This is a genomic window from Methylobacterium sp. WL1 (assembly GCF_008000895.1).
GTDB lineage: Bacteria > Pseudomonadota > Alphaproteobacteria > Rhizobiales > Beijerinckiaceae > Methylobacterium.
In genome coordinates, this window is record NZ_CP042823.1 from 1,027,282 (window position 1) to 1,050,834 (window position 23,553).

At 71.6% G+C, this 23,553-nt stretch carries 20 protein-coding genes and 1 pseudogene; 12 read left to right on the forward strand and 9 right to left on the reverse strand.

The window, feature by feature from the left end; all coding sequences use genetic code 11:
* Positions 1-95: 95 nt before the first annotated feature.
* Both FVA80_RS05330 and FVA80_RS05335 read left to right on the forward strand, forming a co-directional pair.
* Positions 96-1,298, forward strand: coding sequence for a murein L,D-transpeptidase family protein (locus FVA80_RS05330; RefSeq protein ID WP_147908313.1), 1,203 nt, complete (start codon positions 96-98; stop codon positions 1,296-1,298).
* A gap of 205 nt (positions 1,299-1,503) precedes the next feature.
* Complete coding sequence (locus FVA80_RS05335) at positions 1,504-2,445, forward strand: MBL fold metallo-hydrolase (RefSeq protein WP_147908312.1); 942 nt, start codon at positions 1,504-1,506, stop codon at positions 2,443-2,445.
* A 9-nt stretch (positions 2,446-2,454) separates the two neighbouring features.
* Here FVA80_RS05335 and FVA80_RS05340 read toward each other — a convergent pair whose 3' ends face one another.
* Entirely contained in the window at positions 2,455-2,649 is a 195-nt protein-coding gene (locus tag FVA80_RS05340) for a hypothetical protein (RefSeq protein ID WP_147856793.1), read from the reverse strand.
* Between the two features lie 244 nt (positions 2,650-2,893).
* Between FVA80_RS05340 and FVA80_RS05345 the strand changes: the two genes are divergently transcribed.
* On the forward strand, positions 2,894-4,081 hold the full coding sequence (locus FVA80_RS05345) for a complex I NDUFA9 subunit family protein (RefSeq protein ID WP_147908349.1): 1,188 nt from the start codon (positions 2,894-2,896) through the stop codon (positions 4,079-4,081).
* 209 nt (positions 4,082-4,290) lie between these two features.
* Complete coding sequence (locus tag FVA80_RS05350) at positions 4,291-5,250, forward strand: GDP-mannose 4,6-dehydratase (protein ID WP_147908311.1); 960 nt, start codon at positions 4,291-4,293, stop codon at positions 5,248-5,250.
* 7 nt (positions 5,251-5,257) lie between these two features.
* Here the strand turns inward: FVA80_RS05350 and FVA80_RS05355 are convergent, their stop codons facing one another.
* From FVA80_RS05355 to FVA80_RS05370, 4 genes are read right to left on the reverse strand one after another with little or no spacing between them, the layout of a single operon-like run.
* Positions 5,258-6,460 carry a CaiB/BaiF CoA-transferase family protein gene (locus FVA80_RS05355; RefSeq protein ID WP_147908310.1) on the reverse strand — a complete coding sequence of 401 codons (1,203 nt, stop codon included), beginning with the start codon at positions 6,458-6,460 and terminating at the stop codon, positions 5,258-5,260.
* 11 nt (positions 6,461-6,471) lie between these two features.
* Positions 6,472-7,308 (reverse strand): IclR family transcriptional regulator, encoded by an 837-nt coding sequence (locus tag FVA80_RS05360; protein WP_147908309.1) that lies wholly within the window; start codon positions 7,306-7,308, stop codon positions 6,472-6,474.
* Positions 7,305-8,042 (reverse strand): enoyl-CoA hydratase-related protein, encoded by a 738-nt coding sequence (locus tag FVA80_RS05365; protein WP_147908308.1) that lies wholly within the window; start codon positions 8,040-8,042, stop codon positions 7,305-7,307. The genes FVA80_RS05360 and FVA80_RS05365 overlap by 4 nt, the downstream gene beginning before the upstream one ends.
* Positions 8,039-9,055: a nitronate monooxygenase family protein gene (locus tag FVA80_RS05370; RefSeq protein WP_147908307.1), complete on the reverse strand. Its 1,017-nt coding sequence runs from the start codon at positions 9,053-9,055 to the stop codon at positions 8,039-8,041. Before FVA80_RS05370 ends, FVA80_RS05365 begins: the two co-directional genes overlap by 4 nt.
* Positions 9,056-9,332: 277 nt before the next feature.
* On the opposite strand from FVA80_RS05370, the gene FVA80_RS05375 reads away from it, so the two are divergent.
* From FVA80_RS05375 to FVA80_RS05390, 4 genes are all read left to right on the forward strand, one after another.
* Positions 9,333-11,432 (forward strand): 3-hydroxyacyl-CoA dehydrogenase NAD-binding domain-containing protein, encoded by a 2,100-nt coding sequence (locus FVA80_RS05375; RefSeq protein ID WP_210249195.1) that lies wholly within the window; start codon positions 9,333-9,335, stop codon positions 11,430-11,432.
* 250 nt (positions 11,433-11,682) lie between these two features.
* Positions 11,683-12,867 carry an acetyl-CoA C-acyltransferase gene (locus FVA80_RS05380; protein WP_147908305.1) on the forward strand — a complete coding sequence of 395 codons (1,185 nt, stop codon included), beginning with the start codon at positions 11,683-11,685 and terminating at the stop codon, positions 12,865-12,867.
* Between the two features lie 2 nt (positions 12,868-12,869).
* Entirely contained in the window at positions 12,870-14,066 is a 1,197-nt protein-coding gene (locus tag FVA80_RS05385; RefSeq protein ID WP_147908304.1) for an acyl-CoA dehydrogenase family protein, read from the forward strand.
* Positions 14,067-14,268: 202 nt separating this feature from the next.
* Positions 14,269-15,423, forward strand: coding sequence for an acyl-CoA dehydrogenase family protein (locus FVA80_RS05390; protein WP_147910975.1), 1,155 nt, complete (start codon positions 14,269-14,271; stop codon positions 15,421-15,423).
* 273 nt (positions 15,424-15,696) lie between these two features.
* Here FVA80_RS05390 and FVA80_RS05395 read toward each other — a convergent pair whose 3' ends face one another.
* From FVA80_RS05395 to FVA80_RS05410, 4 genes are all read right to left on the reverse strand, one after another.
* Complete coding sequence (locus FVA80_RS05395) at positions 15,697-16,569, reverse strand: tetratricopeptide repeat protein (protein ID WP_147910976.1); 873 nt, start codon at positions 16,567-16,569, stop codon at positions 15,697-15,699.
* Positions 16,570-16,846: 277 nt separating this feature from the next.
* Positions 16,847-17,956, reverse strand: a complete 1,110-nt coding sequence (locus FVA80_RS05400; protein WP_147908885.1) for a 5-(carboxyamino)imidazole ribonucleotide synthase — start codon at positions 17,954-17,956, stop codon at positions 16,847-16,849.
* The gene (gene purE / locus FVA80_RS05405; RefSeq protein WP_147908884.1) at positions 17,953-18,450 is read right to left on the reverse strand and encodes a 5-(carboxyamino)imidazole ribonucleotide mutase; all 498 of its coding nucleotides are present in this window, start codon (positions 18,448-18,450) and stop codon (positions 17,953-17,955) included. Before purE ends, FVA80_RS05400 begins: the two co-directional genes overlap by 4 nt.
* 170 nt (positions 18,451-18,620) lie before the next feature.
* Positions 18,621-18,881 carry a DUF465 domain-containing protein gene (locus FVA80_RS05410; protein WP_246692274.1) on the reverse strand — a complete coding sequence of 87 codons (261 nt, stop codon included), beginning with the start codon at positions 18,879-18,881 and terminating at the stop codon, positions 18,621-18,623.
* A gap of 131 nt (positions 18,882-19,012) precedes the next feature.
* On the opposite strand from FVA80_RS05410, the gene FVA80_RS05415 reads away from it, so the two are divergent.
* The 4 genes and pseudogenes from FVA80_RS05415 (at position 19,013) to FVA80_RS05430 (ending at position 23,543) form a co-directional block, all read left to right on the forward strand.
* On the forward strand, positions 19,013-19,195 hold the full coding sequence (locus FVA80_RS05415; protein ID WP_058190671.1) for a DUF465 domain-containing protein: 183 nt from the start codon (positions 19,013-19,015) through the stop codon (positions 19,193-19,195).
* Positions 19,196-19,576: 381 nt separating this feature from the next.
* Positions 19,577-21,503: pseudogene (locus tag FVA80_RS05420) on the forward strand (propionyl-CoA synthetase).
* 235 nt (positions 21,504-21,738) lie between these two features.
* The gene (locus FVA80_RS05425; protein WP_147908882.1) at positions 21,739-22,158 is read left to right on the forward strand and encodes a CopG family transcriptional regulator; all 420 of its coding nucleotides are present in this window, start codon (positions 21,739-21,741) and stop codon (positions 22,156-22,158) included.
* A gap of 71 nt (positions 22,159-22,229) precedes the next feature.
* Complete coding sequence (locus FVA80_RS05430; protein ID WP_147957786.1) at positions 22,230-23,543, forward strand: PHB depolymerase family esterase; 1,314 nt, start codon at positions 22,230-22,232, stop codon at positions 23,541-23,543.
* Positions 23,544-23,553 lie beyond the last annotated feature (10 nt).

Genomic DNA, 23,553 nt, shown 5'->3' on the forward strand with positions numbered 1-23,553 from the left:
GGCGCGACGGCCTCACGACGGCCGCAATGCCCGGTCAGCCTCCGCGGACCGTGCACGGCCGTGTTCCCCTCCGGCCGATGCGGCGCGGACGGTTCATGCCCCTCCCGATACCGAGATCCCTCGCCGCCGGCCTCGTGCTGCTGACCGTCTGCGGTTCCGTCGCGGCGCAGGCTGGGAAGGCCGACGCGCCGATCCCGGCCGCGACGCTCGCCCTGATGGCGCAGAAGGGCACCAGTGCCGCCGCCCCGGTGCTGTTCCGGGCCTACAAGAAGGAATCCGAGATCGAGGTCTGGAAGAAGGGCCCGGCCGGGTACGTCCACATCAAGACCTTCCCGATCTGCCGCTGGTCCGGCCAGCTCGGCCCCAAGCGCAAGAGCGGCGACCGGCAGACCCCGGAGGGGTTCTATTCGGTGCCCCGGCGCCAGATGAACCCGAACTCGCACTATTACCTGTCCTTCGATGTCGGCTACCCCAACGCCTACGATCGCGCCCATGGCGGCACCGGCTCGGCCGTGATGGTGCACGGCATCTGCTCGTCGATGGGCTGCTTCGCCATGACCGACGGCACGGTCGGGGAGATCTACGCCATCGCCCGCGAGGCCCTGAACGGCGGGCAGGCGGCGTTCCAGTTCCAGTCCTACCCGTTCCGGATGAGTGCCGAGAACATGGCCCGCCACCGCACCGACCCGAACATCGGGTTCTGGCGCGAGCTCAAGGCCGGCTCGGACCGGTTCGAGGCGAGCAAGGAGGAGCTGCAGGTCTCGGTCGTCGCCGGCCGCTACGCCTTCGCGCCGTCCCGGGACCCCGCGCGGGAAGCCGCCGTCGCGACCCACCGCGCCATCGAGGAAGCCCGGATGGCGGCGCTCGCCGAATCCGGCGAGCCGGCCGTGCGCACCACCTATTCCGACGGCGGCCAGCACGCCTTCTGGGCGGCCTACACCGCCCGGGGCGGCGCGGTCGGCGACGTCAGCCGCCCCGAGGCGCTGGCCTTCGCCGGCCAGGAGGTGGTGGTCGTGCCGGGTCACCGGGCGCCGCGGCCGGTGCCGGAGGCGGTGTGGGCCGCCTGGGCCGCCCCCGATTCCGCCCTCGCGTTGCGGCGAATGGCGGGCTTCGTCCCGGTCTACGACCGGGCCCCGGACCCGTTCGGGGCGCTGGCTGGCCGGCTCCCGGCGCGCTACGGCGACGGCCTGCCCGCGATGCTGGCGGCGGGCCTGGGTTGGGCCCCGGGCGCGGTCGGCGGGCCGCTGATTCCCGGCAGCGCCAACGCCGGGCTTGTCGCATCCGCCGCGCGGTTCTAAGGGAGCCGCAGGGCCGGGGCGCGGCCCGTCCGTGTGCGCGGACGCACATCACGACGGCCTGCGACCCCCCAATTCATTGTAAGGCAGGGGATGAGCGGTACTCCTGTCCCGTCGGCCTGCCGTAATCAGCGCTACCTTCCCGGAACGGCGACGGGGTTTCGATCGTAACGGATCGGGACCGACTGTCCGCAGATTCGTGATCGCCATGTCCAAGTGTTCCGAGCCGACTATCCGTGCGGCCGACGAGGGCCTCGTCCTCCGATTCTGGGGCGTCCGTGGCTCGACTCCGGTCAGCGGTCCGCAATACGCCGAATTCGGCGGCAACACGCCGTGCCTCGAGGTGCGCTGCGGGGAGCGGATGTTCGTGGTCGATGCCGGCTCCGGCATCTACAACCTCGGTCAGGGCCACCGCACCGATCTCCCCCGGGAAGTCGACCTCCTGTTCAGCCACCTGCACCTCGACCACACGGCGGGCCTCCCGTTCTTCAAGCCGGCAGTCCTCGACTGCGACCGGGTGATCAACACCTATTGCGGCAATCTCGGCGGCGAATCGGCCGGCCCGACGCTCGATCGTCTGTTCGCGCCGCCGCTGTTCCCGGTTACGCTCGACAGGCTGTGCTGCACGTTCAACCATCACGGCTTCGAGGCCGGGCAGTCCCTGACGTTCCCGGATGGCGCCCGGGTCGACACGATCCTGCTGAACCACCCGCAGGGCTCGGTGGGCTATCGCTTCGAGCATGGCGGCCAGCGCCTGTGCCTGATCAGCGACATCGAGCACAGCGACCCCTGGCCGGATCCCGAGCTGGCGCGGTTCGTCGAAGGCGCCGACCTGATGGTCTACGACGGCATGTTCACCGACGGCGAGTATCCGACCTGCCGCGGCTGGGGCCACTCCACCTGGCAGAAGGGCGTCGAGCTGGCCCGGACGGCCGGGGTCAAGGCGCTGGCGATCATCCACCTGCATCCGGCCCATTCGGATACGGCGCTGCGCGACATGGAGGCGGACCTCAAGGCGGAGATGCCCACCGCCTTCATCGCCCGCGAGAGCCAGAGCATCACGGTCGGCGCGCCGCGTTCGGTGAGCCGGGGCGCCGACGGCCGGCCGGCGGTGGCGCGGGAGATCCGCCGCCGGATCAAGGTCGCCTGATCCCGTTGGTCAGACCGAGCGCCGGCCCCGCGTCCGGCTGAACCGGCGATAGGCGAACAGGACGAACAGCGCGACGCCGATGGTCAGGATGCTCCAGCCGTAATTGGTGACGAGCTGCGCATCGATCGGGTGGCCGATCAGGCCCAGCGCGACGAGCAGTCCGAAGACGGCGATCACCGCCGAGACGAGCATCCCTAGAATCATCGTGGTCCCCGGCGCGTCCCGGCCGGCGCACGGCCCGGCGAAGTCGTCCGTGGAAATGCGCGGGCGCGGTGCCCGTTCCCGGTCGCATCCGGCGCCAGGACACGGTAATCGCGCCGCGACGCGCATGGGCGGCTCCCAAGGCGCCGAACTTAGGCTAAGTAGGCCCGCATGACGGCGCCCCGGGGCGCGCGAGGAGCCCGAGACCACGGCGATGACCGGCCCACAGAACACGCCTCAGGACAGCATGCCCGCATCCACCGCAGCAACGGGCCCCCTGCGCCCGCAATCCCAGCTCGTGACGATCTTCGGCGGCTCCGGCTTCCTGGGCCGGCACGTGGTGCGGGCGCTCGCCAAACGCGGCTACCGGATCCGCGTCGCGGTGCGCCGGCCGGACCTGGCGCTGTTCCTGCAGCCGCTGGGCAAGGTCAACCAGATCGTGGCCGTCCAGGCCAACCTGCGCTACCCCGAATCGGTGGCCCGCGCGGCCGAGCGCTCGGACGTGGTGATCAACCTCGTCGGCATCCTGCAGGAGACCGGCTCGCAGAGCTTCGCACGCCTGCAGGTCGAAGGCGCGGCCGAGATCGCCCGCGCCGCAGCCCGGCAGGGTGCCCGGATGATCCACGTCTCGGCGATCGGGGCGGATCCGGCCTCGCCGTCACACTACGCCCGCACCAAGGCGGAGGGCGAGGCCCGGATCTTCGCCACCTGTCCGGACGCGGTGGTGTTCCGGCCCTCGCTGGTCTTCGGGCCGGGCGACAGCTTCTTCAACCGCTTCGCCGGGCTGGCCCGGGCGCTGCCGGTCCTGCCGCTGGCGGGCGGCCAGTCGCGCTTCCAGCCGGTCTTCGTGGGCGACGTCGCCGAGGCGATCGCCCGGGCTGTCGATGGCGCGGTGCCGGGCGGCAAGGTCTACGAGCTCGGCGGCCCCGAAGTCGCGACGCTCGAGCACCTCGTCCGCTACATGCTGAAGACGATCCAGCGGAAGCGCGCGGTGGTGGACCTGCCGCTGCCGGTGGCCAAGCTCCAGGCCCGGTTCCTGGAGGTCGCCGACACCCTGACCTTCGGCCTGCTGCCCGACAGCCTGAAGCTCACCCGCGATCAGGTGATCCTGCTCCAGAACGACAACGTCGTGTCCGAGGCCGCCAAGGCCGAGGGCCGGACCATCGAGGCGCTCGGCATCAGCCCGACCGCGGCCGAGGCGGTGGTTCCGGGTTATCTCTGGCCGTTCCGCAAGGCCGGCCAGTTCGCCACCGATCGCGACGAGGAACACCTCGCCGAGGTGCCCGACATGGTGGCCTCGACGCCCATGGCAGCCGGCTCCCAGCACAGGCCGCAGACCGCGTCCGGGCCGGCGATCGGCGCCGACGCGGGCAGTTCCCCCGGCAGCGCCCAGAGCCGCATGGGCACCCGCTGGGGCACCCGGACGATGAACTGACGAGCCAGGGTTTCGAAAGCTCTTCGACCCCTTATGGGTGCGTGGCGGAGCCCTGCACCCTGCCGAAGGGTCTCGTACCTTTCGGGATCCCATTTCCTTGCCGGTGCGCGGGTTCATATCGCTGCCTTCTCGTTGAGGGAGACAACGCCTGATCTCGTCCGGGACTGCACGATGATGATGACCCCGTGGAACGGATCGGCAGGCCTGGCGTGAGACGCATCCTCGTCACCGGCGCGGCGGGCTTCGTCGGCGGCCATGTGCTGCCGCTCCTGACCGGATCGGGCGCCCGGGTGGTCGGCATCGGCCGCGGGGAAGCGCCGAGCCTGCCGGAGGGCGTCACCTACGCGCGCATCGACCTCCTGGACGAGGCGGCCCTCGGCGCCTTCGTGGCGCGCTTCCGGCCAACCGAGATCCTCCACTTGGCCGGCCTCGCCTCGGTGGGCCAGTCCGCCACCGGGCCGGGGCAGACCTGGCGGGTGAACGTCAACGGCCTGATGAACCTCGTGGCGGCCGTCGAGGCGGTGCCGGGCTGCACGTTGTTCTTCGTCAGCTCGGGCGAGGTCTATGGCGGTGCCTTCCTGGCCGGCCACGCGCTGTCCGAGGCGGCCGAGCCCCTGCCGCGCAACACCTACGCCCGGTCGAAATGGGTCGGCGAGCAGCTGCTGCGCGACCTGCTGCCCCGGATCGGCGTGAAGCTCGTGGTGCTGCGGCCGTTCAACCATATCGGCCCGGGCCAGGACGAGCGCTTCGTCGTGGCCTCCTTCGCCGGGCAGATCGCCCGGATCGAGGCCGGCCTTGCGGCACCGCTCCTCGAGGTCGGCAACCTGTCCTCGTACCGCGATTTCCTCGACGTCGCCGACGTCGCGGGCGCCTATGCCGACCTGATCGGCCGGTCCGAAGCCCTGGCGGACGGGAGCGTGTTCAACATCAGTTCCGGCGTCCCCCGCACGATCGCCAGCGTCCTCGACGGCCTGCGCGCCCGCGCCCGGGTGCCGTTCGAGATCCGGATCGCCCCCGAGCGGGTGCGCCCGAACGAGATCCCGCTGGCGGCGGGCGATTCCACCCGCCTGCACGACGCCACCGGCTGGCAGCCGCGGGTCGCCTGGGACGACGCCCTGACCCGGGTGCTGGACGATGCCCGCGCCCGGCTGGGCGACGTCGAGGGCTGAAGGCGCGCTACCGGACCACGCCCTTCGCCACCAGCGCGTCCCGCGCCTGCGCCGACACATCCAGCCGCTCGGCCAGGATCTCGGCGCTCGAATCCCCGAGGCCCGGCGGCATGCGGCGCACCGGCAGCCGGCGCCCGTCGAGCCGGTAGGGCGGGGCGATGACGTGGGCGTTGTCGGCGCCCTCGACCACCAGACCGGCCTCCCGGGCGCGCGGACAGGTCAGCGCCTCGCGCAGGCCCATCACCTCGCCGCAGGGGATGCCGGCCGCGCGCAGGCGCGCGATCAGCGGCGCGCGCTCCCACTTGGCGAGTTCGGCATCCAGGATCGGGATGAAGGCGGCGCGGTTCTTCGAGCGGTCGAGGTTGGTTGCAAAGCGCGGGTCGGCGCACAGGTCCGGCCGCTCCAGCACCTGCTCGCAGAACCGGCGGTACTGGGCGTTGTTGCCGACCGTGATCACCACCGGCCCGTCTCCCGCCTCGAACACCCCGTAGGGCACGATCGACGGATGGGCGTTGCCGTAGCGCGGCGGATCGATGCCCCGGGCCAGCGCCTCCAGGCCGTAATAGGAGGTCAGCGCCACGCCGCAATCGAACAGGGCGAGGTCGATCGCCTTGCCGCGCCCGGTGCGCTCGCGCTGGAACAGGGCCGCCAGCACGGCCTGGGCCGCGTATTGCCCGGTGAACAGGTCCACCGCCGCGACCCCGAACTTCAGGGGCGGCCCGCCGGCCTCGCCGTTCAGCGCCATCACGCCGGATTCGCCCTGCACCACGAGGTCGTAGCCGGGCCGTCCGGCCTCCGAGCCGTCGGAGCTGTAGCCGGCGATCGAGCAGTAGATCAGCCCGGAATTCTCGGCCGAAAGCGCCGCGTAGCCGAGGCCGAGCTTCTCGGCCCCGCCGGTCTTGAAGTTCTGGACCAGCACGTCGCTCTCGCGGGCCAGCGCCTTGACGATCGCCAGCCCGTCGGGCGTCGCGAGATCGACGCCGATCGAGCGCTTGTTGCGGTTCACGCTGTCGAAATACGAGGTGTTGCCGGGGCTGGTCGCCACGCCCCAGTCCCGCGTGTCGTCGCCGCGCTCCGGGTGCTCGACCTTGATCACGTCGGCGCCGAGATCGCCGAGCACCTGCGCGCACCACGGCCCCGCCAGGACCCGGGACAGGTCGAGGACGCGGATGCCGGCGAGCGGGAGATCTTGGGATGGATCGGTTTCCATGGAACGGGTCCTCATGCTCCCATCACGCCGTCGAGGCTGCGCACGGCTGCGACGAGCTTCGGCCGCACCACGTCCATCAGGAACCGGGCGTCGGTGATGATCGTCGGGGCGCCGCAATTGACCGACATGGCCGGCAGGCCGCCGCCGGGATGAAATCCCACCGCGATCGCGCAGACCGTCTCCTGCCACTCGCCGAACGAGGTGCAGCAACCGAGCTCGCGGTGCTCGGCCACGGCCCGGTCGAGGCCGGCCCGCAGGGCGGGCCAGGCCACCGGGTCGAGGGCCTTCAGGTCCTCGTAGATGCTCTCGCGCTCGCGCTCCGGGCAGACCGCCACGTAGGCGCGACCCATGGCGCTGCGCGCGAGCGAGATCCGCGAGCCGGTGTCGAGGTTCAGCGAGATCGCGGCCGGACCGCGCTGGCAATCGACGTAGCGCATGCTCAACCGGTCGCGCACTCCGAGCCCCACCGAGGCGTTGGCGGCCTCGGCGACCGCCCGCAGCACCGGTCGGGCGATGCCGCGCACGTCGAGCCCGCCGAGGGCCGCCGAACTCAGCGCGATGGTCGCGTGGCCCAGTCGGTAGCGGCCGGTCTCGGCGGTGTGGTGCAGGTAGCCGAGCTTGGTCAGCGTGTAGGTGAGGCGCGACACGGTCGAGCGCGGCAGGCCGCAGGCCGCCGCGAGGTCGTGGTTGGCCAGGCTGGTCCGGCCGGGCCCGAAGCAGGCGAGCACCGCGAGGCCACGGCCGAGCGCCGTGACGAAGTGGCGATCCTCCTTGGCGCCACGCTCGTTGGCGCCGTCGCCCGGCGTCGCCTCGGGATCACCCAGCAGGGCCTCACCCACGGCGTTCATCGGCGCAGGAACGCCGCGAAGGCCGCCTGCGCGTCCGGGCCGCGGCGGAGCCCGTGAAACACCTGCGCCTCCTCGGCGAGCGTGCGGGCGACCACGTCATCGTGGCCCCGGCGCAGGGCGCGCTTGGTCGCGGCGATCGAGACCGGGGGCAGGGCGGCCAGGGCACGGACTCGGGCGAGGGCGGTGTCCAGGGCGGCGCCCTGCGGGACGGCGGCGTTGATCAGGCCGGCCGCCGCCGCCTCCGCGGCGCCGAAGGGCTCGCCGAGCATCAGCAGCTCGGCCGCCCGCTTGATGCCGGCGATGAGCGGGAGGAGGTAGCTCGAACCGCCTTCCGGGCTCAGCCCGAGCGCCGTGAACGGCAGGCGGAAGCGGGCGCCGTCCCCGGCATAGGCGAGGTCGCAATGCAGCAGCAGCGTCGTGCCGATGCCGACCGCGTGCCCCTCCACCGCCGCGACGACGGGCTTCGGGCAGCCGCGCAGGGCCTTCAGGAAGGTCAGGCCCGGGCTGTCGCCGTCGGTCTCGACATCCTGGAAGTCCCTGAGGTCGTTGCCGGCCGTGAAGCAGCCGCCCGCCCCGGTGAGCACCACGGCGCGCACGGTCTCGTCGGCGCCGGCCGCGGCGAAGGCGGCGGCGAGGCCCGCATAGGTCGCCCGGTCGAGGGCGTTGCGGCGCTCCGGCCGGTCGATGGTGACCAGCCGGATCCCGGGCTCGGGATCGGCGACGCGGAGGCTCACGGGACGGCCTCGCCGGCATAGGCCGCGGCGACGCCCCCGAGCCCGGCCCGGGCGGCGGCGTATTCCCGAACGAGCCGGGCCACCAGGTCGGCGGTGGCCGGCGCGTCCGCGATGGTGCCGACCCCCTGGCCGGCGCCCCAGACGTCCCGCCAGGCCTTCACGCCGGCGCTGCCGAAATCCATCGCGGTCTTGTCGCGCACCGGCAAGGCCTCGGGATCGAGCCCGGCGGCGCGGATGCTCGGCGTCAGGTAATTGCCCGGCACGCCCGTGAAGTAGGGGGTGTACAGGACGTCGGCGGCGGCACTGCCGGCGATCATGTCCTTGTAGCCGGACGCGGCGTTCGCCTCCCGGGTGGCGATGAACCGGGTGCCCATGTAGGCGAGGTCGGCGCCCATGGCCTGGGCGGCCAGGATCGCCGAGCCGGTGGTGATCGCCCCCGACAGGATCAGCGGCCCGTCGTAGAAGCGCCGGATCTCGCCGACGAGGGCGAAGGGGCTCAGCGTGCCGGCATGGCCCCCCGCGCCGGCGCAGACGAGGATCAGCCCGTCGACCCCGGCTTCCAGGGCCTTCTCGGCATGGCGGACCGTGGTGACGTCGTGGAACACCACGCCGCCATAGCCGTGGACCGGGCGGATCACCGCGTCCGGCGCCCGCAGCGACGTGATGATGATCGGCACCCGGTGCCGGACGCAGGCCTCGACGTCGTGCGCCAGCCGGTCGTTCGACGCGTGGACGATCTGGTTGACCGCGAAGGGCGCGATCTTGCGGGCGGGATCCTTCGCGCGCGCTTCAGCCAGGGTCCGCGTGATCGTCGAAAGCCATTCGTCGAGGAGTGCGGCGGGCCGGGCGTTGAGCGCCGGGAACGCGCCGACCACCCCGGCCAGGCATTGCGCGATCACGAGTTCCGGCCCCGACACGATGAACATCGGGGCGCAGATCACCGGCAGGGCGAGGCGACCGCGCAGGGTCTCGGGCAGGCGGCTAGCCGGCCCCTGTTCGGATCCGTCGCTCATCGGAGGCTGCCGGGCTGTTGGCCGATACCGCGCACGGCGATCCTCCCTGATCGATCGGGCGGCCCTTCCCATGGAACCCGGCCGGGCGGGCCAGGGTCGGAATCGTGCCCGGGGCGGGTCTGAATGGCATGGCGTCCGGCACCGGTCAAACCGTTCAGCTGGGCGGCGTCTGCAATGCGGAACGCCACGACGCGGGTCACGGGCGATGCCCGCGCATCCTTGACGAGTCGGGGATCGCAGATCAACATCCCGGCCAATTGCAAACGATTATTCTGCAATGCAGAACAGGGAGCGCCACGCTTTGGTTCGTTACGAGGTCGATGGCGGCGTGGCCGTGCTCACGCTGGCGAACCCGCCGGTCAACGCGCTCGGCGCCGGGCTGCGGGCTGCCCTCGATGCCGCCCTGGCCCGGGCGGAGGCGGACGATTCGGTGCGCGCCATCGTGCTGGCGGCCGAGGGCAAGGTGTTCGTCGGCGGGGCCGACATCTCGGAATTCGGCAAGCCGCCTCAGGCCCCGAGCCTGCCCGACGTGCTGGAGCGGCTCGATGCCGGCCGGAAGCCGGTGGTGGCGGCGATCGGCGGCGCGGCGCTCGGCGGCGGACTGGAACTGGCGATGGCCTGCCACGGCCGGATCGCGGCGCCGGCGGCCAAGCTCGGCCTGCCGGAGATCAAGCTCGGGATCATCCCCGGAGCCGGCGGCACCCAGCGCCTGCCGCGCCTGATCGGGCCGGACGCCGCCTTCACGATGATGCTCACAGGCTCGCCAATCTCGGCCGATGCGGCCGCCGAGCGGGGCATCGTCGATGCCGTCGTGCTGGGCGACCTCGTCCCGGCGGCCCGCACCCGGGCCCTGGAACTGGCCGATTCCGGCGCCCTGCCGCGGGTGCGCGACCGGGCGGACAGGCTGACGCCGGAGGCCCGGCAGAGTTTCGAGGCGCTGGCCGAGGAGGCCGTGAAGCGCGATCCGCAGGCGACCAACGTCCGTGCCCTGGTCCGGGCCGTGCGCGCCGGCCTTGACCCGACCGCGTTCGACGCGGCGGTCGCCGTCGAGCGGGACGAGTTCCGCACGCTGGTGGAGGATCCGCGCTCCAAGGCCCTGCGCTACGCCTTCTTCGCCGAGCGCGAGGCGGGCCGGGTCCCGGGCCTGTCGAAGGAGACGCCCCGTCGCGCCATCGAGACGGCCGCGGTGATCGGCGCCGGCACCATGGGCGGCGGGATCAGTATGTGCTTCGCCAATGCCGGCATCCCGGTCACCGTGATCGAGACCGAGGCCGGCGCCCTGGAGCGCGGCCTCGACCGGGTGAAGGCCCTCTATGCCGGCTCGGCCAAGCGCGGCTCGATCACCGAGGCCCAGCGCGATGCGCGGGTCGGCCGGATCACCGGGGCGATCGGCCTGGAGAACGCCGCAGAGGCCGATATCGTGATCGAGGCGGCCTTCGAGGACATGGGCGTCAAGCGCGAGATCTTTTCCAAACTCGACGGCATCGCCAAGCCGGGGGCGATCCTGGCGAGCAACACCTCCTATCTCGACATCGACGCCATCGCGGCGGTGACCGGCCGGCCGCAGGACGTGCTGGGGCTGCACTTCTTCAGCCCGGCCAACGTCATGCGCCTCGTCGAGGTGGTCCGGGCCGGGAAGACCGCGCCCGACGTGCTCGCCACCGCGCTGGATCTGGCCAAGCGCCTCAACAAGCTCCCGGTGACGGTGGGCGTCTGCTTCGGCTTCGTCGGCAACCGCATCCTGGAGCGCCGCAGCCGGGCCGCCGAGCGCCTGCTGCTCGAAGGCGCGCTGCCGCATGAGGTCGACGCCGCCGTGACCGCCTTCGGCTTCCGGATGGGCCCCTTCGCCATGAGCGACCTCGCCGGCCTCGATATCGGCTGGCGCTCCCGCAAGGATTTCGGCGGCCGGGCCCCGGTCGCCGACGCACTGGCCGAGATGGGCCGGTTCGGCCAGAAGACCGGCCGCGGCTTCTTTGTGTATGCGGACGGCGCCAGGACCGGGACCCGCGATCCCGAGGTGGACGCGCTCATCGAGAAGACCGCCGCCGAGCACGGCGTCGCACGTCGCACGTTCAGCCCCGACGAGATTGTCGCTCGGCTCATGTACCCGATGGTCAATGAGGGCGCCCGGATCCTCGAAGAGGGGATCGCGGCCCGGCCCGGCGACATCGATACGATCTGGATCAACGGCTACAACTGGCCGGCCTGGCGCGGCGGCCCGATGCACTGGGCCGACACGGTCGGGCTCAGGACGGTCGCCGAGGCGCTGTCACGCTTCGCCCGGGAGGCCGGCGACGACAGCCAGGAGCCGGCGCCGCTGCTGCGCAAGCTGGCGGACGAAGGCGGCACCTTCGCCGCCTGGAAGGCGACGGCCTGATGGCCGGCCGGCTCGAACGGGCTTCGTCCCGGTTTCGAGAGGTCCGACGCCTCGGGGCGTTGCCCCGACATCCCGCCAAAGGGCGTGACGCCCTTCGGGATCCCCAACCCGCCGGCATCAGGCGCTGTCGCTCCTGCAGCCCGCGCCGCGCCGCCTCTCCCGTGCGGGAGAGGGGACCCGCGCCGCATCCGGCCGATGCTGTGCCAGCATCCGACCTGCACATCCGTGCGGAACCGAAGAGGAATCCGGCATGACCGACGCGGTGATCGTCTCGACCGCCCGCACGCCGATCGGCAAGGCCCATCGCGGTGCGCTGAACCTCACCCGCGGCGCCGACCTCGCGGCCCACGCGATCCGGGGCGCCCTGGACCGGGCCCGGCTCGAGCCGGGAGCCGTCGAGGAGGTGGTGCTGGGCTGCGGCTATCCGGAGACCGCCACCGGCGGCAACGTCGCCCGCCACGCCGCCCTGGTGGCGGGGATCCCGGTGGAATCGGCCGGCGTCACGGTCTCGCGCTTCTGCGCCTCGGGCCTGGAGGCGATCGCCAGCGCCGCCCGCCGGATCATCCTCGATGGCGTTCCAATGGCCGTGGCCGGCGGGGTCGAGTCGATCAGCCTGGTCCAGCCAAAGGTCCAGCGGGAGCTGACCCGCAACGCCTGGCTGGAGGCGCACCTGCCGGCGATCTACATGCCGATGATCGAGACCGCCGACATCGTGGCCGCGCGTTACGGCATCTCCCGGGAGGTGCAGGACGCCTTCGCGGCGGAGAGCCAGCGCCGCACCGCCGCCGCGCAGGAGCGGGGTCTGTTCGACGACGAGATCGTCCCGATGAGCGCCGTGATGGCGGTGACCGACAAGGCCACCGGCGAGACCCGGGAGGTCGAGACGCGGCTCACCAAGGACGAGGGCAACCGCCCCGACACGACGCCGGAGGGCCTCGCCAAGCTCAAGCCCGTGCGCGGGGAGGGCGCCTTCATCACGGCCGGCAACGCCAGCCAGCTCTCGGACGGGGCCGCCGCCAGCGTGCTGATGTCGGCCGAGGAGGCCGCCCGGCGCGGCCTCACGCCGCTCGGCACCTTCCGGGGCTTCGCCTCGGCCGGCTGCGGGCCGGACGAGATGGGCATCGGCCCGGTCTTCGCGGTGCCGCGCCTGCTGGAGCGGCAGGGGCTCACGGTCGCCGACATCGACCTGTGGGAGCTGAACGAGGCCTTCGCGTCCCAGTCGGTCTATTGCCGGGACACGCTCGGGATCGATCCGGACAAGGTCAACGTCAACGGCGGCGCCATCGCGGTCGGCCATCCGTTCGGCATGTCGGGGGCGCGGCTCGTGGGGCACGCCCTCCTGGAAGGCCGCCGCCGCGGGGCGCGCTACGCCGTGGTGACCATGTGCGTGGCCGGCGGCCAGGGCTGCGCCGGCCTGTTCGAGATCGGAGGCTGACGATGGATCTGCGCTTTACGCCGGACGAAATCGCGTTCCGCGACGAGGTCCGTAGCTTCTGCCGGGAGAAGATCCCGGCTGACATACGAAAGAAGGTCTCGGAGGGGCGCAGCCTCGCCAAGGAGGACATCGTCGCCAGCCAGCGGATCCTCAACGCCAAGGGCTGGGCGGTGCCGCACTGGCCGCAGGAATGGGGCGGCCGGGATTGGACCCCGATCCAGCGCTACATCTACACCGAGGAGCTGTTCCAGGCCGCGGTGCCGCTGCCGCAGCAGTTCAACTGCTACATGTTCGGCCCCGTGCTCGCGACCTTCGGCCGGCAGGACCAGAAGGCGCGCTTCCTGCCCCGCGCGGCCAATCTCGACGATTGGTGGTGCCAGGGCTTCTCCGAGCCCGGCGCCGGCTCGGACCTCGCCTCCCTCAAGACCAAGGCCGTGCGCGACGGCGACCACTACGTCGTGGACGGCCAGAAGACCTGGACGACGCTGGGCCAGCACGCCGACTGGATTTTTTGTCTCGTCCGCACCGCCTTCGAGGCCAAGAAGCAGCGCGGCATCTCCTTCCTCCTGATCGACATGAAGACCCCCGGCATCACCGTGCGGCCGATCCTGACCCTCGAGGGCCGGCACGAGGTCAACGAGGTTTTTTTCGATTCCGTGCGCGTTCCCCTCGAGAACCTCGTCGGCGAGGAGAACCGAGGCTGGGATTACGCAAAATTCCTGCTCGCCAACGAGCGCACCGGCATCGCCCGGATCGGCCTCACCAAGGAACGCATTCAGCGGATCAAGCGCCTCGCCAAGGAGATGCCGGCAGGCTCCGGGACCATGTGGGACGACCGCGACTTCCGCGGCCGGGTCGCGGAGGTCGAGGTCGAGTTGAAGGCGCTGGAGATCACCCAGATGCGGGTGGCGGCCAAGCAGGGTCGCGCGGATTCGGTGGAGCCGGATCCGGCTTCCTCGCTCCTCAAGATCCGCGGCTCGCAGCTCCAGCAGGCGGCGACGGAGTTGCTGGTCGAGCTCGCCGGGCCGTTCGCGCTCGCGGCACCGGCCCGCGGGGCGGGAGCCAACAACCTGCCCGGCGGCTTCGACTGGGTCGATGCGGCGGCGCCGAGCTACTTCAACAACCGCAAGGTCTCGATCTACGGCGGCTCCAACGAGATTCAGCACAACGTCATCGCCAAGGGGATCTTGGGGTTGTGAGGGCAGGGGGCCCGCAAGCCGCCCGCCGATCCCACCGACCCTCATCCTGAGGTGCGGCGAAGCCGCCTCGAAGGAGAACTCCAGGGGTCGCGGGGCTGGCTGGAGGGCTCCTTCGAGGCCTCCGCTGCGCTCTGGCACTTCAGGATGAGGGTGTGGGTGGGATGAACGCGGCGCCCGTGACCTTCCGCGAGAGGACACCACCATGGATTTCGACCTGAACGAGGACCAGTCGCTCCTGCGCGACAGCGTCGAGCGGATGGCGGCGGACCTGTATCCGTCGCTGGAGAGCCGGCAGGCCCGGCTGAAGGCGCCCCTGGGCTTCCCCGAGGCGGGCTGGGCGGCGTTTACCGAACTCGGCGTCACCGGCCTGCCCTTCTCCGAGGACGAGGGCGGGCTGGCCGGCGGCCCGGTCGAAACCATGCTGGTCATGGAGGCGGTGGGGCGCAATCTCGTGGTCGAGCCGCTGTTCGCGAGCCTCGTGCTCGGCGCGACGGCGCTCCGGCTCGGCGGCAGCGCGGCGCAGAAGGAAAAGATCCTGCCCGGCGTGATCGACGGCAGCCTGCGGCTTACCCTGGCCCACACCGAGCGCCAGTCACGCTACGACCTCCACGACGTGGCGACCACGGCCCGGCGCTCGGGCGAAAACTTCGTCCTGAGCGGGGCCAAGAGCGTCGTGCCCAATGCCGACGCGGCCGGGCTGATGGTGGTCTCGGCGCGGGTCTCCGGGGAGCGGCGCGACCCGCACGGGATCGGCCTGTTCCTGGTGCCGGCGGACGCCCCGGGGGTCGCGATCGAGGCCTACCCGACCCAGGATGGCGGCCGGGCCGCGGAGGTGTCGTTCTCGGACGTCGCGCTGCCGGCCGACGCTGCGCTCGGCGATCCCGAGGGCGGCCTGCCGCTGCTGGAGCGGGTGGCCGAGCACGGGATCGCGGCGCTCGCCGCCGAGGCGGTCGGATCGATGGACGCGCTCCACAAGCTCACGGTGGCGTATCTCAAGACCCGCACGCAGTTCGGGGTCAGCGTCGGCTCGTTCCAGGCCCTGCAGCACCGGGCCGTGGACATGCTGATCCAGCTCGAACAGGCGCGCTCGATGGCCCTCTACGCCGCCATGATGGTGGAGGCGGAGGATCCGGCCGCGCGCGCGGCGGCGCTGGCGGCCGTGAAGGTGCAGATCAACAAGGCCTGCCGGTTCGTCGGCCAGGAGGCGGTGCAGCTCCACGGCGGCATCGGCATGACGCTCGAATATATCGGCGCCCACCACTTCAAGCGGCTCGCCATGATCGAATACCAGCTCGGCGATACCGCCCACCACCTGCGCCGGATCACGCAAGGGGAGAACGGCCTGCTGGCGGCGTGAGAAACGGACGTACCCCGTCATTCCGGGGCGCCGCAGGGGAGCCTGGACCCGAAGGGGCCGCCCGCGGCGGCAATCGAGAGCCGCCGACAGTGCCGGGTCCTGCACGAGTCGAGTTTCCGGGTTCCGGGTTCCGCTTCGCGGCCCCGGAATGACCGTGGAGCCAGAGAGGCTCATGCGCTCGAACGTTCCGGCGCGCGCCACGCCATACACGTACGCCCTCCGCTCATGCCGAGGGGAGGGCGCCGGCCTGGACCGTCTCGGTCGTCTGCGAGATCAGTTGAACAGCGAGCCCACGCCGCCCTGCACGCGGCCGAGGCCGGCGCGGGCGACGGCGTTGTTGGGTTCGATCACGGCGGCACGCTGGTAATTCTCGAGCGCCTCCTTGCGCTGGCCGGACTTCTCGTAGGCGAGGCCGCGATAGGCCCAGGAGGTGGCGTCCTTGTTGTTGACGTTGAGCGCCGCGTTGTAGTCCTCGATCGCCTTCGGGTACTGATTGGTGGCGATCAGGCTCTGGCCGCGGGCCGCGTACGGCGCGGACACGAACGGGTTGCGGTCGATCGCGGCGTCGAAGTCGGCGATCGCCTGGGTGTCCTGTCCCTGCTTCTGCCGGACCAGGCCGCGGGCATGGTAGGCCTCGGCCGATTCGGGCATCAGCCGGATCGCGACGTTGAGGTCGGACAGGGCCTGGTCGACGTTGCCCTGGGCGCGCTCGACGTTGGCGCGGCCGATATAGGCCGGCCCGTAATTCGGGTCGATGCTGATCGCCTTGCTGAAATCCTGCAGCGCGGCGGCGTCGCGGCCGACCTGGCGCTCGGCCAGCGCGCGGTTGTTGTAGGCCGAACCCGAATTCGGGTCGATCTGGATCGCCTTTGTGAAGTCGGCGATGGCGTCGTTGAACTGGCCGGCCCGGGCATAGGCGGCGCCGCGGGTGTTGTAGGCGGCAGCGTCGTTCGGGTTGCGCTGGATCACCTCGGTCAGCGACGCGATGTTGACGTTGGTGGCGCCGGTGGTGTCGGTCTCCACCACCGCGTATTGCCGCGGGCTGGCGGCACTGCCGACGGTTTCACAGCCCGCAAGGGCCGCGGCCGAGAGCGTGGCCGCGCCGATCAGCGCGATCTTGTGTGCCAGCCCGTTGCGTACGATCATCGCCCCACTCTCCCGGGGCGCGGCCCGCCTTCGCGCGCACCCCGCCCCCGATTGTCCTGTCGCCCGGCCCGCGCCGCGCCCCTCGTCTCCGAGGCACCGTCGCGCATCGCGGTGAATGCCGGCTTAAAGGCGCGCGGTTCCGTGACCGCCCACGATGTGGTGGAAGCGGCGGGATGTGGCGAAGGTATGGCTCGACGGCGCGCAGGCGTCCGGGGGCGGCCTCCGGCACGCGTGCGGCCGGTCCGGTGTGTTCCCGAAGCCGCAGAACCGGGCTCGATCAGGGGATCGGAACGGATCCCAGCCGGGTGACGTGGCCCATCTTGCGGCCGGGCCGGGCCTCGCCCTTGCCGTAGAGGTGCAGGTGGGCGCCGGGCTCGGCCAGCAGGCCCGACCAATCGTCGGCCTGGGCGCCGATCAGGTTGCGCATCTCCACCGGCAACCCGCCGATCCGGGCCGAGTCGCCGAGCGGCCAACCGCACACCGCGCGGACATGCTGGGCGAATTGCGAGGTCGTCGCCCCCTCGATGGTCCAGTGCCCGGAATTGTGGACCCGCGGCGCGATCTCGTTGACCACCAGCCGCTCGGCTCCGTCCTGGCGCACCAGGAACATCTCGACGGCGAGCACGCCGACATAGTCCAGCGCATCGGCGATCCGCTTGGCGATGTCGAGGGCGGCGCGGGCGGTCTCGGGCGTCAGGCCGGGGGCCGGCACCCGGGTCAGCGCCAGGATGTGGTCGCGGTGCTCGTTCTCGCACAGGTCGAAGGCCGCGAAGCCGCCGTCACGGCCGCGGGCGGCGACCACCGAGACCTCGCGCTCGAACGGCACGAAGCCCTCCAGGATCAGCGGCGCGCCGCCGAACTCGGCGAACAGCGCGTTGCGGTCGCCCTCGGCGCGCTCGCGCAGGATGCGCTGGCCCTTGCCGTCGTAGCCGAACCGGCGGGTCTTGAGCACCGCCGGAAGGCCGAGCGCCGCGATCGCCCGGTCGAGGTCATCGGGCGTGTCGACCGCCTGGAACGGGGCGGTCGGAATTCCGAGCCGGTTGATGAATTCCTTTTCGCTGAGGCGATCCTGGGTGGTGGCCAAAGCTTCGGCGTTCGGGTGCAGGGGCGCGTGCCGGGCCAGGATGTCGGCGGTGGCGCGCGGGATGTTCTCGAACTCGTAGGTCACCGCGTCGACGCTGCGCGCGAAGGCGGCGAGCGCTTGCGGGTCGTCGTAGGCCGCGCAGGTCGTCCGGGCGCAGACGTCGAAGGCGGGGCTGTCCTGATCGGGCGCGTAGACGTGCACCTTCAGGCCGTAAGCGGCCGCCGCGAGCGCGATCATGCGCCCGAGCTGCCCGCCGCCGACGATGCCGAGGGTGGAGCCGGGCTTCAGGGGTGTGTCCGTCACGAATGCGTTTCCGTCACCGGCCGCTCGGCCACCGACGCGGTCTGGGCCGCGCGCCACGCCTCGAGCCGCTCCGCCAGGCCCGGATCGCCAAGCGCCAGCACCGCGGCCGCCAGCAGCGCCGCGTTGACCGCGCCGGCCCGGCCGATCGCCAGCGTCCCGACGGGAATGCCGGCCGGCATCTGGACGATCGACAGCAGGCTGTCCTGGCCGGACAGGGCCTTCGATTCCACAGGAACGCCGAAGACCGGCAGGCGGGTCATCGCGGCCGCCATGCCGGGCAGGTGCGCGGCCCCGCCGGCACCGGCGATCACGACCTTGAACCCGTCCGCCACCGCGCCCTTGGCGAAGGCCACGAGCCGGTCCGGGGTGCGGTGGGCCGACACGATCCGGGCGTCGTACGGCACCGCGAGCGCATCGAGCGTCTCGGCGGCGTGCCGCATGGTCGCCCAGTCGGACTGACTGCCCATGATGATCGCGACGGGAGGCGACGCCATCGTATGTCCCGGCAAAAGAGGCCGCTTACAGGCGAGGCGGCCCGGCGGCAAGGCGGCGGGCCAGTGCGTCCACCGGCATCGGTGGACCGTCCCGGAAGATGGTTTCCGGCTTCCGGTGCGACGCGCTGCGCTCGCTCACCCCGAACCGGCATCCACTTCGGCGGCGCGCTCTAAGCGATGATATCGGGGGTGAGGGCATCCTCGATATGGTAGATCCGGTCGCGCAGGGTCAGCTTGCGCTTCTTCAAGCGCTGGATCTGAAGCTGATCCCCGGCGACGCTGCGCTCCAGCGCCTCGATGGCGCCGTCGAGGCCCCGGTGCTCCTCGCGCAGACGACTCAGCTCGGCCTCGAGGTCCGACTGCGCGCTCTCACCCGACTCGTCCGCCATCATCACCCGCGGGATCGAAGACCGTTCCAGATCGAAGAGCATGCGTTACGCCCCGCCGCGGGACAAGCCGGCCGTGCAAGCATTCGTGAGGCTTGGCCGGAGAAAAGGCTTCGACAGGTGCGGCATCCTGTGCCAGTCTCCATGTGTCGGAACAATGACAGGAGATTCGACTCATGTCGCTGCAGACGCATTTGAGCCAACTCGCCCGGAAGCACGAAGCCCTCGAGCGCGAGATTCACGAGGCGATCCACAGGCCTTCTGCGAACGACCTCCACATTGCCGAACTGAAGCGACGGAAACTTCTTCTCAAGGACGAAATCAAAAGGCTGCAAGCCGGCAACGATACGTTGCACTGAGCGACGCCTGACTGTCCCACGAACATACTTTCAAGATGAGAACCGCCGTATCGGTCCGCCCGGTGCGGCGGTTCTCTGCACGCGTGTTTTACGCTCTTCCAACCGAGACCCCGTCGCGAGGCGCCCGCGCCACTGAGCCTCGAAGGCGCCCTCCAGATGCAGCCGCGATCCCTGGAACCCTCCTTCGAGGCCTCCGCTTCGGTCCAGAACATCAGAATGATGGGACTGGGTAGGAGAAGCCGGCTCTTCGGCTGAGCCCGGTAGCGATCCATAAGCGCGTTATCATCCACTTGGACGACCGCTCGCGCGCGCAAAAAAATCAGAATCGGCTAATCTCTCCGGGATGCCGCCGGAGAGCGGCTCCGAGGACACGCCGCGCCCATGACCACCGCCAGCCTGCCGGGCCGCTATCCCGAGATCTATGACGCGGCGCGCCGCGACCCGGAGGCGTTCTGGCGCGAGGCGGCCCGGGCGCTCGACTGGTCGCGCGCGCCCGAGCAGATCTTCGCGCCGGACGCCGGGCCCTACGGCCGCTGGTTCCCGGACGGGACGCTCAACGCCTGCCACAACGCGGTGGACCGCCACGCCGACGGGGCGCGGGCCGAGCAGGCGGCGATCCTGTACGATTCCCCCGTCACCGGCACGAAGCGCAGCATCAGCTACCGGGCCCTGCGCGATTCGGTGGCGACGCTCGCGGCCGTCTTGGCCGATCTCGGCGTCGGCAAGGGCGACCGGGTGATCCTGTACATGCCGATGGTGCCCGAGGCCCTGTTCGGCATGCTGGCCTGCGCCCGGCTGGGCGCCGTCCACTCGGTGGTGTTCGGCGGCTTCGCGGCGAACGAATTGGCGGTGCGGATCGAGGATGCGGCCCCGAAGGTGGTGCTGGCGGCCTCCTGCGGCCTGGAGCCGAACCGGGTGGTCGCCTACAAGCCGCTGCTGGACCTCGCGATCGCCACCTCCCGGCACAAGCCCGACGCCTGCCTGATCCTGCAGCGTCCTCAATGCGCCGCGACGCTCGTCGCGGGCCGCGACCACGATTGGGCCGAGGCCGTCGCGGCCGCCGAGGCGGCGGGCAAAACGCGCCGCCTGCGTGCCGGTGGCCGCCACCGACCCGCTCTACGTCCTCTACACCTCCGGGACGACCGGCAAGCCGAAGGGCGTGGTCCGGGATACCGGCGGCTACCTTGTGGCGCTCGCCTGGTCGATGCCGAACCTCTACGGCGTCCGGCCCGGCGAGACCTATTTCTGCGCCTCCGATATCGGCTGGGTGGTCGGCCATTCCTACATCGTCTACGCGCCGCTGCTGCACGGCTGCACCACGGTCCTGTACGAGGGCAAGCCGGTAGGCACGCCCGATGCCGGGGCGTTCTGGCGGGTGGTCGCCGAGCACGGCGTAGTCTGTCTGTTCACGGCGCCGACGGCCCTGCGCGCGATCAAGAAGGAGGATCCGGCCGGGGCGCTGGTGGGCGACTACGACCTGTCCGCCTTCCGCAGCCTGTTCCTGGCCGGGGAGCGGGCCGACCCGGATTCGGTCGCCTGGGCCGAGCGGGCGCTGGATCGCCCGGTCATCGACCATTGGTGGCAGACCGAGACCGGCTGGCCGATCGCCGGCAACCCGTTGGGCCTCGGCCTCCTGCCGGTCAAGCACGGCAGCACCTGCGTGCCGATGCCGGGCTACGCGGTCGCGGTCCTGGACGAGGGCGGCAAGCCGGTCCCGCCCGGCACGATGGGCACCATCGCGATCCGGCTGCCCCTGCCGCCCGGCTGCCTGCCGACCCTGTGGGGCTCGGACGCCCGGATGCAGTCGAGCTACCTCGCCACCTTCCCGGGCTACTACGACACCTCGGATGCCGGGGTGATCGACGCCGACGGCTACATCACCGTGCTCGGGCGGACCGACGACATCATCAACGTCGCGGGCCATCGCCTGTCCACCGGCGGCATGGAGGCGGTGCTGGCCGGCCACCCCGATGTCGCCGAATGCGCGGTGATCGGCATCCGCGACGCGCTGAAGGGCGAGGTGCCCTGCGGCTTCGTGGTGCTCAAGGCCCGGGTCGACCGCGCGCCCGAGGACATCGAGCGCGAGTTGGTCGCCAAGGTGCGCGACGAGATCGGGCCCGTGGCTGCGTTCAAGCTGGCGCTCACCGTGCCGCGCCTGCCGAAAACCCGGTCCGGCAAGATCCTGCGCGCCACCATGAAGCGCATCGCCGACCACGAGCCCTGGACGATGCCGGCGACCATCGACGACGCCTCCGTCCTCGACGAGATCGGCGCCAGCCTGAAGGGACGGGGGATCGGCGCGGACTGATGATGCGTCGCGATACGGGCTCCCGAAGGGCCCGAGGCCCTTCGGCGGGGTTCGGGGGGCGCAGCCCCGAACTCGGGCGAAGCCGGACACCAGGGCTCCGCCCCGGACACGCAACGGGCCGCCGACCCTTTGAAACCGCGACCGTTTCGAGACGCGTCGCGACCGTATCTTGCGCTGCGGCATCCGCTCACCATCTCTAAACCATCCAACCGGATGGGCTGGAGAGGGCGAGGCGATGGCAGACACCGTACCGGAACTCCGGCCCAAGGTGCCGGATAGCGAGAAGATCACGATCAACCTGGGCTTCGTCGATCTCGGCCGGGTCGACCTGATGGTCCGCGATGGGTTCTACGCCAACCGCGCCGACTTCATCCGCACCGCGGTGCGCAACCAGCTGGACCGGCAGGAGGAGGCGGTGCGCCAATCCGTGGCCCGCCGCCAGCTGCGCCTGGGCGTCTCACACTATTCCCGCGCCGCCCTGGAGGCCGCCCGGGATGCCGGCGTGCCCCTGCACATCCAGGTCCTCGGCCTCGCCACGGTGGCGACGGACGTCACACCCGAATTGGCGCGCGCCGCCATCGCCTCCGTGGAGGTGCTGGGGGCGTTCCAGGCCAGCCCCGCGGTCAAGGCCGCCCTGGCCGACCGGATCGCCTGAAGAATTTCCCGACCGCACAGCCGGGCGCAGCCGCCGGCCGTGTCCGAACCCCGCCCGCAAGGAACGACCCGATGAAGCACTTCCCCAAGCTGGACTTTTTGAACTTCGACCTGTCCAAGATGAAGCTCGGCGGGTTCGGAGCCCCCGGCTCGGCCGAGGCCGAGGGCAAGCGCGCGGCCCGAGCCGCCCGGATGACGGCCGCCATGGGCCGGTTCCAGAGCCAGCAGGCCGACGCCTTCGCCCGCTGGGCCGAGGCGCGCGAGCGCCCGGCCGAGACGACCGGGGGCGCCCCGATCATCGACATGGAGGCGCCGCAGGCCCCGGCGACGCCTGGACGGCCCCCAAGCCGAGTGCCGAGCCGGACCACGCCGCCCCACACGTCCCCACACGCCGCCGACATCGCCGCGGCGGTGATGCGGACCGTGCGCGACGGCCTCGCGCGGAGCGGACTCTCCACCGGTGGTTTCGCGGAGGGCTTCGCGGGAGCCCCCGTGCAGCCCGGACGGCCCGCCACTGCGACCGTGCCGGCCGGCGCCCGGTTCGAGGACAGAACCTTCACGACCGCCGCGGGCAGCCGCCGCTACAAGGTGTTCGTGCCGAGCGGCTACACCGGCCAGGCGCTGCCCGTCCTCCTGATGCTGCACGGCTGCACCCAGAACCCGGACGACTTCGCCGCCGGGACGCGGATGAACCGCCTCGCCGAGGCGCAGACCTTCCTGGTCGCCTATCCGGAGCAACCCCAGTCGGCAAACATGCAGCGCTGCTGGAACTGGTACGCCACCAGCGACCAGACCCGCGACGCCGGAGAGCCGGCCCTGCTCGCCGGCATCGCCCGGGCGGTGGTGGAGGAGTTCTCGGCCGACCCGAACCGGGTCTACGCTGCGGGTCTCTCGGCCGGGGGTGCTACGGCGGCGATCCTGGCGGCGACCTATCCGGACCTGTTCGCGGCGGTGGGCGTCCATTCGGGCCTGGCCTGCGGCGCGGCCCGGGACGTTCCCTCGGCCTTCGCCGCCATGAAGGGGCAGGGCAGCGCCCCGGGCCGCAACCGGCAGGCGGTCCCGACCATCGTGTTCCACGGCGACATCGATCGCACCGTGCACCCGGCCAACGGCGATCAGGTGGTCGCCCAGGCCATGGCGCCCACGGGCCTCGCCGAGACGGTCGACCGGGGCACGAGCCCGGGGGGCGTCGCCTACACCCGAACGGTCCGCAAGGACGCCGCCGGCGGGACCCAGCTGGAATACTGGATCTTGCACGGGGCCGGGCATGCTTGGTCGGGCGGCAGCCCGGACGGCTCGTTCACCGAGCCTCGCGGGCCGGATGCGAGCGCCGAGATGGTCCGGTTCTTCCTCGGCCATGCGCGCAAGGCGGGTGGCCGAGCCTGACCGTCCGGGC